8 protein-coding genes are annotated in these 10,539 nt (G+C 43.6%); all 8 read left to right on the forward strand.

All coding sequences use genetic code 11. The features are described from left to right. Positions 1-38: 38 nt before the first annotated feature. The 8 genes from DWW91_RS11625 (at position 39) to DWW91_RS11660 (ending at position 10,478) form a co-directional block, all read left to right on the forward strand. Positions 39-665, forward strand: coding sequence for a V-type ATP synthase subunit D (locus DWW91_RS11625; RefSeq protein WP_007656319.1), 627 nt, complete (start codon positions 39-41; stop codon positions 663-665). Next, on the forward strand, positions 662-2,482 hold the full coding sequence (locus DWW91_RS11630) for a V-type ATP synthase subunit I (protein ID WP_007656320.1): 1,821 nt from the start codon (positions 662-664) through the stop codon (positions 2,480-2,482). Before DWW91_RS11625 ends, DWW91_RS11630 begins: the two co-directional genes overlap by 4 nt. Before the next feature lie 54 nt (positions 2,483-2,536). Beyond that, a complete protein-coding gene (locus DWW91_RS11635; RefSeq protein WP_007656321.1) occupies positions 2,537-2,989 on the forward strand; it encodes a hypothetical protein in 453 nt (150 codons plus the stop codon). A gap of 186 nt (positions 2,990-3,175) precedes the next feature. After that, the gene (locus tag DWW91_RS11640; protein ID WP_122327822.1) at positions 3,176-4,432 is read left to right on the forward strand and encodes a DUF4934 domain-containing protein; all 1,257 of its coding nucleotides are present in this window, start codon (positions 3,176-3,178) and stop codon (positions 4,430-4,432) included. A 61-nt stretch (positions 4,433-4,493) separates the two neighbouring features. Next, entirely contained in the window at positions 4,494-6,935 is a 2,442-nt protein-coding gene (locus tag DWW91_RS11645; protein WP_010803232.1) for a DPP IV N-terminal domain-containing protein, read from the forward strand. 252 nt (positions 6,936-7,187) lie between these two features. Further along, a complete protein-coding gene (locus tag DWW91_RS11650; protein ID WP_044246236.1) occupies positions 7,188-7,553 on the forward strand; it encodes a BlaI/MecI/CopY family transcriptional regulator in 366 nt (121 codons plus the stop codon). Positions 7,554-7,558: 5 nt separating this feature from the next. After that, a complete protein-coding gene (locus DWW91_RS11655; RefSeq protein WP_122327823.1) occupies positions 7,559-9,229 on the forward strand; it encodes a M56 family metallopeptidase in 1,671 nt (556 codons plus the stop codon). 1 nt (position 9,230) lies between these two features. After that, entirely contained in the window at positions 9,231-10,478 is a 1,248-nt protein-coding gene (locus DWW91_RS11660) for a DUF4934 domain-containing protein (RefSeq protein ID WP_158599443.1), read from the forward strand. Positions 10,479-10,539 lie beyond the last annotated feature (61 nt).

Raw genomic sequence — 10,539 nt, forward strand, 5'->3', positions numbered from 1 at the left:
ATAAAGTTCCGTCCGAATGGAATATAAAACGATATAATATGGCAATAAAGTTTCAATATAATAAAACCTCTCTTCAGCAACTGGAAAAGCAACTGAAGATGCGCGAGCGTTCCCTGCCTACGATCAAGAGCAAGGAAAGTGCGTTGCGTATCGAAGTGAAGCGGACCAAGGATGAAGTGACTAAATTGGAACTTCAGCTGGAACAGGAGATACAGAGCTACGAAAATATGGTGGCTTTGTGGAATGAGTTCTCTCCCGAACTGATCGCTGTAAAGGATGTGACGCTCACGACGAAGAAAATCGCCGGGGTGATCGTTCCTGTCCTCAACGAGATACAGTTCGAGATCGGACATTATAGTCTCTTTAATTCCCCTGCTTGGTTTACCGATGGTGTCGAACTGCTGAAGCAGTTGGCGCGTACCGGGATAGAAGCAGAGTTTTCGGGAATGAAGCTGGAGTTGTTGGAGCATGCCAGGAAGAAGACTACTCAAAAGGTGAACCTTTTTGAGAAGGTACAGATCCCCGGCTATAAAGATGCGATCCGGAAAGTGAAACGGTTTATGGAGGACGAAGAGAGCCTCTCCAAGTCGTCACAGAAGATCATGCGGGCTAACCAGGAGAAGCGTAAAGCGAAAGAAGAACATAAAGAGGAGGCTGGCGTATGATAGTAAAGATGAGCAAATATGCCTTTATGGTATATCATAGGGAATATGATACGTTTCTGGCACAACTGCGCGAACTGGGCGTTGTGCACGTGAAGGAAAACAAGTCTATTCTCGATAATGCGGAACTTCAGGATATTCTGGCTATACGGAAGCGTGTCAATCTGTTAATGCGTTTCTTCAAGAACCTAAATAGTCAGTTGAAAGATGTTCAGTTGGCACCTGCCCGTGAACTGGACAAGAAAGCCGGAATGAAGTTGGTACAGAAAATAGAAGGATTGCAGGATAAGAAAGTGCAGCTCCAGTCTGTTAAGGCATCTCTTGAAAAGGATATTGCCTATATGGAGATCTGGGGTGATTTCAGTTGGGCTAACTTCAATCGTTTGAAGAAGGCCGGATATGATATCACGTTCTGGACTTGTCCGACCGCTAAGTATGAACCGAAATGGGGAGATGAGTATAATGCTGTGTTGATCAATAACTTCCAGTCGGTAACTTATTTTGTTACAATAACAAAGGAAGGTACACATATCGATATAGATGCGGAGCGTCCGAAGATGCCGGACAGAGGTTTGCAAAAACTGAATGCACGTCTCGATCTGTTACAGCAGGAAATGAAAGCATTGGATGCCGAAATGAAAAAACTGGCTGCATCCGATTATAATACCCTCGACCTGTTCGATAAGAACCTGCAAAACGAGTTCAATCTGTCGAATGTATTGGTGCAGACAGACCGTCAGGCAGGGGAAAAGCTGATGTTGCTGGAAGGCTGGGTTCCGACCGAGAAAGCCCGGGCAATGGAAGAAGCGCTGGAAAAGGATAATTACTTCTATCAGGCACAGGAGATAGAAGAAGGTGACAAGGTACCTATCCTGTTGAAGAACGGTAAGTTTGCCAAGCTATACGAACCGATCACCCGGATGTTCTCTTTGCCTAACTATGGCGAGTTCGACCCGACACCATTCTTTGCCCCATTCTTTATGCTGTTCTTCGGACTTTGTTTCGGTGACGGCGGATACGGGTTACTGGTAATGATAGCCTGTACGATCCTGAAACGGAAAGTCAATCCGGACTTCAAACCGTTCCTGAGTCTGTTCCAGTATCTCGGATTGGCGGCGCTGATCGTCGGTACATGTACAGGTTCGTTCTTCGGTATCGCTTTGGTCGACATACCTGCTTTTGCTTCGGTAAAAGACTACTTTGTATCGAGCGATAACCTGATGACGTTCTCTATCATAATCGGATTGGTGCAGATCTTGTTCGGAAAGACAATTGCTGCGCTGAAGATCATGTCTCAGAAAGGGAAGAAATATGGTATTGCACCGTTGGCATGGGTATTCATTATCCTGGCATTGTGTCTGGTATTCGGCTTGCCGATGCTGAATGTACAGTTGCCCGAAATGGTGAAAAATGTATTCCTGGTAATAGCCGGGCTTGGATTGCTGGTCGCTTTCCTTTACAATACACCGGGCAAGAATATTTTCCTGAACTTCGGTACAGGTCTGTGGAATACCTACAATATGGCTTCCGGACTGCTGGGTGATACCTTGTCTTATATTCGTCTGTTCGCAATCGGTCTGACCGGTGCGATCCTGGGTGGCGTGTTCAATTCGCTGGCTGTGGATATGACAGAAGGTCTGAACGTAGTATTACGTGTGATTTGTATGCTGCTGATCCTTTTGGTCGGTCATGCGATCAACATCGGTCTGTGTACTATCAGTTCGCTGGTTCACCCGCTTCGTCTGATCTTCGTGGAGTATTATAAGAATGCAGAGTTCGAAGGCGGCGGTAAGGCGTACGAACCTTTTAAGAAAGCATAAACAAAACGTGATTTAAATAATAACAAAAGAATAATTAAACAAACAAATTTCATTATGGAACCAATTTTATTAGCTTATCTGGGTATTGCGTTGATGACAGGTTTAACCTTTATCGGCAGTAGTTATGGTGTAACAATCTGCGGTAACGCAGTAGTAGGAGCAATGAAGAAGAACCCGGATGCACTGGGTACTTACATCGCATTGAGTGCGTTACCTTCTTCACAGGGTTTGTACGGATTCGTAGGTTATTTCATGATGCAGAAATTCCTGGTTGAGAGCATTACAATGTTGAATGCAACAGCTATCTTCGGTGCAGGTCTGGTATTAGGTTTTGCAGGTTTGTTCTCTTCTATCCGTCAGGCAGAAGTTTGTGCAAACGGTATCGCCGGTGTAGGTGCAGGTCACAACGTATTCGGTGCAACAATGGTTATGGCCGTATTCCCTGAGTTGTATGCAATCTTGGCTTTGCTGGTTGTTATCCTGATCGGCGGAACTCTTCCGGTATAATAGTAAGTAGTTAACAATATCTTAATCCCCTGCTTTATCGGTCGATAGAGTAGGGGATTTTTTTATTCTTTCATTTGAGAAACAAAATATTTATATACTTTTGCATGAAAGCAAGCAAACAGTATAACACAATTATGCGTTAACCTTGGCTGATTGAAGTTTTTAAGTTATTATGGAAAATAGAATATGGAACGAAAACTTTTAGGAGGAGTATTTCTCTTTTTGGGCCTTTTAGCCTCTTGCAGTGGCCGTCAGACGGAAACCGGAGAACTCGAAACGATCCGACTGGCAACAGCTTTTGAAAACCAAACGGAGTTGAAGGCTTCAGATTGTTTCTCCCAAGTACATTATGTGACTTTGGAAACTTTGGACAGTTGTCTGATCGGTAACGATCCTTTGATACAAATTGCTTCCGACCGGATTATAGTGATGACTTCGCACCAACAGTGTTTTGCCTTTGATAAACAGACGGGGAAATTTCTTCATTCGATCGGTCATGTAGGTGATGATCCTGAAGCTTGCAGGGAAATGTATGGATGGCTTAACGGTTCGGCGGAACAACTTTATTTCCCGTCGATCGACTACAGGAAGATGACGGTTTACGATCTGGACAATCGTTTTATCCGGAAACAGCCTGAGGTCTTGACCCTTCCGGAAGGCTCCATTTGCCCATTGGAATATGATTATTGGGATAAGGAGACGTTGTTGGTTCATTCATACGCCACAGAAACAACGCCGGACTGCATTACTTTTATACGAGACACTTCGGTCTTATCTGTTTTCCCGACTAATAGTGAACCGGCAAACGAACATACTCCTCGCTTGGGTATTGATGTCGACAAGTTCTCTATTGCAACAGAGGGAACAGGAGGGCATAAGTTATATATTATCCTGGATGACGGGAAAAGTAGTCTCGTAGCGAGTGAGAATAAGAGTCCCTTTTGGCATTTCGGCAAAGATGTTTTCTTTAAGGGAAATTTCAACGACACGATTTACCGGGTGATGCCGGACGGTCTGCATCCGGAACGCCTGTTGGATTTGGGATCATACCATTGGGATGTAGCCGATCGGTATTATGCGCATAAAGACAAAGGTTTCTACCTGCTTGACTTTTTCGAGAACAGGCAGATCGTCTTATTCCGTTTTTGCAGGAATCTTTATCATGAAAAGGACCGGGTGGCTTATAATGCGGTCTACAATAAAAGATCCGGAAAGGTGATGGTGGCCCCTTATGATAGTGGGCTGATAAACGATCTGGGTAGTTTTTTGCCTCTTCAACCTGTGACATCCAATAGCGAAGGTGAGTTCGCACAACTTATTCAGCCGGGTGAAATCGTTTCTTGGTTTGAGGAGCATCCGGAAGTTCGAAACCTGCCGGACGATGTGGAACAACTTCGTAAAGTGGGGGAGGAAGACAATCCGGTTGTCGTTATCATGAAATGAACAGTTAGCTGCTTTATGGCATCTTCCATATGTAATAACAATATAACACAATTTGTAAAATATGAAAAAACATCTACTTTTAGTCGCGTCAGGACTTCTTCTTTCTTTTGGCGCAAGTGCGCAAACAACTTCGGCAGACGATCCGCTACCGGGTTATACGCAGGCTGAACGTTTTGCGGGTAATAAATTATCGACTATGCTGTTTTCCACTTCGGTGGACCCGCATTGGTTTAAGGCAGGGAACTGCTTCTGGTATGAATATAAAACAGGAAACGGCAATGTCTGGTATGTGGTTGATCCTTCCGCAAAAACGAAACGTCCTTTGTTCGATCAGGATAAGCTCGCGGCCGAATTGACGGAGATCGTTAAGGATCCGTATACGGCTCAACAGTTGCCTATCCAGAAGTTGGAGACGGGAGAGGACGGACGTACTTTTACTTTCCAAATCACCTCTTCACAAGACGCCAAAAAGGACAGCACGGATAAAGACAAAAAGACGAAAAAGGAGGTATTCTATTTCTCCTATGACTATCCGACACGTAAACTGACCTATCTGGCAGACAAAAAGAAGGATACAGAATATCCAAACTGGGCCTCTATCTCACCGGACGGTAAAACCGTTGTCTATGCCAAAGACCTGAATCTGTATCGTATGTCGCGTGAAGATTATGAGAAACTGAAGAAAGATGATAAAGACAGTACGGTCACAGAGATACAACTGACGACAACCGGTGTAAAAGACTTCGGTTTCGGTCAGCCTTACAGTCTTCTGAATACAGATACCTTATGTAACGGTAAAAGGAAGAACCCGGGTTATCTGTTATGGTCGCCCGATTCCCGTCATTTTGTAATCTCTATTTCAGATAACCGCAAGGTGAAAGACCTGTGGGTGATCAATGCTATGGCCACTCCGCGACCGACATTAGAGACTTATAAATACCAGATGCCGGGTGAAAAGGAAGCTCCTGTCAGTCATCTGTATCTGTTTGACATGAGTAACGACTCTTATAAAGAGATCAATACGCAAGCATTCAAAGACCAGACAATACGTATGGCTTATCGGCCCCGCCTGCATAAACAGCGTGATATGAAAGAACTGCCCAGTATTTGGTTGGGTGATAATAACCGTTTCTTCGTTACCCGTTCCAGTCGTGACCTGCATCGCATCGACGTCTGTACTTATACGATCGGTGAAGACTCTATCCGTCCGATTATCGAAGAACGTATGAATACGTATATCGAACTCCGCCCGCTGGCCGCCGTTAATAACGGAAAAGAACTGATCCATTGGAGCGAACGCGACGGTTGGGCGCATCTGTATCTTTATGACGACAAAGGTAATCTGAAGAACCGCATCACATCAGGCCCCTGGCATGTAGACCAGATCGTGAAGGTTGACGAAGCCAAACGCGTTGTCTATTTCCTTGCCAACGGAAGAGAAAAAGGGGAGAATCCTTATTATGAACATCTTTACCGGGCTAACCTCGACGGAAGCGGTTTGCAGATGGTTTCTGCCGGCGATTATTTCCATGATGTCCGTGTAGATGATAACGCCCAATTCATCGTCCATAATTATTCCCGTATCAACACTGTTCCGAAATCGGATCTGTTGGATAACACCGGTCGTAAAGTGATGGAACTGGAAGAAAGCGATTTCTCGCAACTGTTTGCTGCCGGTTACCAGTTCCCGGAACCGTTCAAGGTAAAAGCTGCCGATGGTGTAACGGATCTTTACGGTGTCATGTATAAGCCTTTCAATTTCGATTCGACAGCAGTATATCCTATTATCGACTACGTTTATCCAGGTCCGCAGGTTGAAGCGACACGCTATCCGTTTACCCGTATGAGCGTCCGTACCGACCGTTTGGCACAGGCTGGCTTTATTGTCGTATCAGTCGGTAACCGTGGCGGTCATCCGAGCCGTTCGAAATGGTATCATAACTTCGGATACGGAAATCTGCGTGATTATGGGCTGGCTGATCAGAAAGCTGCTATTATCCAGTTGGCGGATAAACATAAGTACATTGATATCCACCGTGTCGGTATTCACGGACACTCGGGTGGTGGTTTTATGTCGACCGCAGCTATCCTGCAATATCCTGATTTCTTCAAGGTGGCCGTATCTTGTGCCGGTAACCATGATAATAAGATTTACAACCGTTGGTGGAGTGAAACGCATCATGGCGTAAAAGAAGTGGTATCTGAAAAAGGCGATACGACATTTACCTATAGTATCAAGAGCAATCCCGAACTGGCCAAACAGTTGAAAGGACATCTGCTGCTGGTTCACGGAGATATCGACAACAACGTGCATCCGGGTAACACGATGCGTGTGGTAGACGGACTGATCCGTGCCAATAAACGTTTCGATATGTTGCTGTTGCCGCAACAGCGTCACGGTTTCGGCGATATGGACGAATACTTCTATTGGCGTATGGTCGATTATTTCTCAGAACATTTGCTGGGAAAATCGGATAAGTCGGTGGACATTCCGAAACGATAAAAAGCCAAGAGGCTCCTGTATCGAATGCAGGAGCCTCTTTTTACATAAATAGACATTGTTATTTGATTCCTCGCGGATGAAATAACAGAAGGGGGTACAGGTCTCCGACCACAAAAATGGAACATAGATAGAGAAAAATAATCCAATAAAAAGGAAGAAGAGGAAGAAAAACGACCTCTTTTAGTTTATTAACTAAGTAATTTAGTTTCCAAACTAAAACATTTAGTTACTTTGCCCGAAACAACAGGAATTATGAAACGACTGACTGCAAAAGAAGAAGAGATCATGGGCTATTTCTGGGAGAAAGGTCCTCTTTTTGTAAAACAACTGCTGGAATATTATGAGGAACCTAAACCTCATTTCAATACATTATCGACGATTGTCCGGGGATTGGAGGATAAAGGATTCCTTTCACATAACACTTTCGGCAATACTTATCAGTATTATGCCGCCGTTAGTGAGACAGAGTACAGCAAAGGTACATTGAAAAATGTTATTGCCAAATATTTCAATAACTCTTATCTGGGCGTTGTTTCTTCCCTGATTAAGGAGGAAGATATCTCTGTGGATGAACTTCGGAAGTTGTTGGACGAAGTGGAACAAGGAAATAAAAACTGACAATTATGGGAGACTTCTTTGTTTATATCCTTAAATCGTCTGTATGTCTGGCAGCTTTTTATCTGTTCTACAGACTGTTGTTAAGCCGTGAAACATTTCACCGCTTTAACCGGATTGCCTTGTTAGGGGTAATCATTCTTTCCGTTGCCATTCCATTTATCCGTATTATGACCGATGAACCGGTTGCCATACAGCGCCCCTTGCAGAATCTGGAATATCTCTTACAGATGGCACAAATGCAGACAGAGATACAGGTACAGACCTCCCAGTCATTCTGGCTTCCGTTACTGTTTGTAGTTTATCTGGTAGGCTGTGTTTTCTTTTTTGCCCGCTTCCTTTATTCGACAATCCGCATATGCCGGATGATCGGGATGGGAGAGAAGCAGGTGCTTCCCGATGGTAGCAAACTGGTGGTTACGGATGAGACTGTATGTCCGTTCAGTTGGATGGGATACATCGTCATTTCGCAAAAAGATATGGAAGAAAGCGGTGAAGAGATACTGACGCATGAGATGGCGCATATTCGTGCCCGTCATTCTGTCGATATGCTGATCTGTAGCTTTTGTGTCATTCTTCAATGGTTCAATCCTGCTGTCTGGTTACTAAAACAGGAATTGGAGAATATTCATGAATACGAGGCTGATGAAAGTGTGATCAATCATGGCATCGACGCGAAACATTATCAATTATTATTAATAAAAAAAGCTGTTGGTTCACAGCGCTTCACTTCTATGGCCAACAGCTTTAATCACAGTAAACTAAAAAAACGAATTACTATGATGTTAAAACGAAAATCGAATCCGTGGGCGAGATTAAAGTATCTCTATGTACTTCCGCTGACAGCTGTAGCGGTTGTAGCTTTTGCCCGTCCCGAAATCTCTCGTGAACTGGGAAAGATTTCAAGTGCCAAAATTAGCGAAATTGTTCCGGTTAAGGAAGTTATCGAGCCTAAAAAAGCTGAACCGGTAGTCGAGGTTGTCCCTGCCCCTGTAGAGAAACCTGCCATAAAAGAGGTGGTGGCATCTGCCCCTCAAGTGGTAAAAGTAATAAAGACGGAAGCGAGGGCAAATAAGGACTCTGTTACACAGGAAAAAGAGAAAACGGAAAATCCGCTGGAGGTTATGCAACAACAACTGGATAATTTCTCGAAAGACGCCGAAGATCGGATGAGAAATATCAAACAGAGAGTAGAGATGTCTCGTAACCTGATCCTGATCGATAATGAAGTCGCTACTTATGAGGAGCTGGATAAAGTGAGTCCGGAGAACATTCATAGTTTTAGTATGAGTCCAAAAGATAAAAGTGAAGAAATTCTGGCTAAATATAATGCTTCGGACAAGCAAGGTGTGATCTCGGTCGTTACTAAGGGTGCTATTGCTTCCGGCAAAATAAAAGAGGACGATGTAAAGGTGGTCGGTTATGGTCGTTTGTCTGATCGTCTGCCTGGGGACGTAAAAATCCGTATCAGGGACGGACAGAGCGGAAAAGAGAAGCCGCTCATAATTATTGACGGAGTAGAACAAATAAAGGATGATGCTATAGATAAGTTGAATCCCAATATTATTGAATCTATATCTGTGTTGAAGGATGAATCTTCAGTAAAATTATATGGAGAGAGAGGAAAAAACGGCGTGATTCTGATAACAACGAAAAATGCATCCACAAAAAAGAAGTGAAATGATGAAGACCTATTTATATCAGGCGGCTTTTGCCGCCTGTCTTTTTCTTGCCGCCTGCAATGAGAGTAAGACAACGGATGGAGAAATAACCGTAATCCCTGTAGGAGCCGCTCTCGACGCTCCTTCCGGATTGAAGGCTTCCGACTGTTTCAAACAAGTATCTTATGTGGCGTTGGAAACGAATGACAGTTGTCTGGTAGGGCAGAATCCGTCCGTGAAGATCCTACATGACAAATTGTTGGTGACAACTGCTCAAAAACAATGTTTTCTGTTTGACAGGGCAACCGGTCGCTTCTTAACCTCTGTGGGGCATGTTGGCAATGATCCGGAAGGATATAGCGATGTGAGAGGATGTTGGCTGGACTATCCGAATAACCGGATTTATTTTAGCGGTTGGAATGAGAAACTTATTATTTATAATGCTGATGGTTCTTATTACGGAGAAAAGAAAACTCCGGTTAATACTTCTGTATTTCCTGCCTTTACAGTCTTTAATTATTTAGATAATCAGACACTTGTCGCTCATTCTACGGCAGGTAACGGTGATCCCGACCGGGTGATTGTATTCCGTGATACAATGATCATTAATCAGTTTTTACCATCCGGCAAAGATACGATGTCATTGAAGGTGAATCCAGATGATATAGAATCACTCAGTGTCACTCATAGTAAAGGTTTTGGCGGTGGTATGATTATTATAAGTTATAAGGATGGAAAAATGGCTGCTTATCCGGTAAGTGACCGTTTCTTCTGGCACCAGGGGAAAGATTTGTTCTTTATGGAACAATTCAATGATACAATTTATCAGGTAACGGCAGATGCTTTATTACCTGTCCGTCGTTTGGATATGGCATCTTATTATTGGAATCCAAAGGAACGTTTCAATAAGGAAAAGACCCATGTAGCTTATCCGACAGAAATGTTGGAAGGGAAAGATGTTTTCCTTTTACGTTTCATTGTGGATCTGTATAAGGATAAGCTTATTTATAATGCTATGTTCGATAAGAAAAGTGGAATAGTCAAAGTCGCTAAATATGACACTGCTTTTGAAAACGATTTGGACGGTTTCCTTTCTTTACAACCTGAATCAGTTTCTCCCGATGGCGAGTTTGCTCAGATCATTCCGGCAGACCAGGTCGTTTCATGGTTTGAAGAGAATGGAGATAAAAATGATTTACCGGAGGAAGTCACAGCTTTAAGAAAAGTAGGCGAAGAAGATAATCCGGTCGTGATTATTATGGAGTAAAATGTGAATGTACAACACCTGCATGAAATACCGAAGAGGAATGAATACGAAAGATTTATGA

This window comes from Parabacteroides sp. AF17-3, assembly GCF_003635445.1.
Classification (GTDB): domain Bacteria; phylum Bacteroidota; class Bacteroidia; order Bacteroidales; family Tannerellaceae; genus Parabacteroides; species Parabacteroides goldsteinii.

What these genes read in the sequence shown, in the direction of transcription:
- DWW91_RS11625 (WP_007656319.1), top strand. Translation starts at nt 39, where the DNA reads ATGGCAATAAAGTTTCAATATAATAAAACCTCTCTTCAGCAACTGGAA.
- DWW91_RS11630 (WP_007656320.1), top strand. Translation starts at nt 662, where the DNA reads ATGATAGTAAAGATGAGCAAATATGCCTTTATGGTATATCATAGGGAA.
- DWW91_RS11660 (WP_158599443.1), top strand. Translation starts at nt 9,231, where the DNA reads ATGATGAAGACCTATTTATATCAGGCGGCTTTTGCCGCCTGTCTTTTT.
- DWW91_RS11650 (WP_044246236.1), top strand. Translation starts at nt 7,188, where the DNA reads ATGAAACGACTGACTGCAAAAGAAGAAGAGATCATGGGCTATTTCTGG.
- DWW91_RS11635 (WP_007656321.1), top strand. Translation starts at nt 2,537, where the DNA reads ATGGAACCAATTTTATTAGCTTATCTGGGTATTGCGTTGATGACAGGT.
- DWW91_RS11640 (WP_122327822.1), top strand. Translation starts at nt 3,176, where the DNA reads ATGGAACGAAAACTTTTAGGAGGAGTATTTCTCTTTTTGGGCCTTTTA.
- DWW91_RS11645 (WP_010803232.1), top strand. Translation starts at nt 4,494, where the DNA reads ATGAAAAAACATCTACTTTTAGTCGCGTCAGGACTTCTTCTTTCTTTT.
- DWW91_RS11655 (WP_122327823.1), top strand. Translation starts at nt 7,559, where the DNA reads ATGGGAGACTTCTTTGTTTATATCCTTAAATCGTCTGTATGTCTGGCA.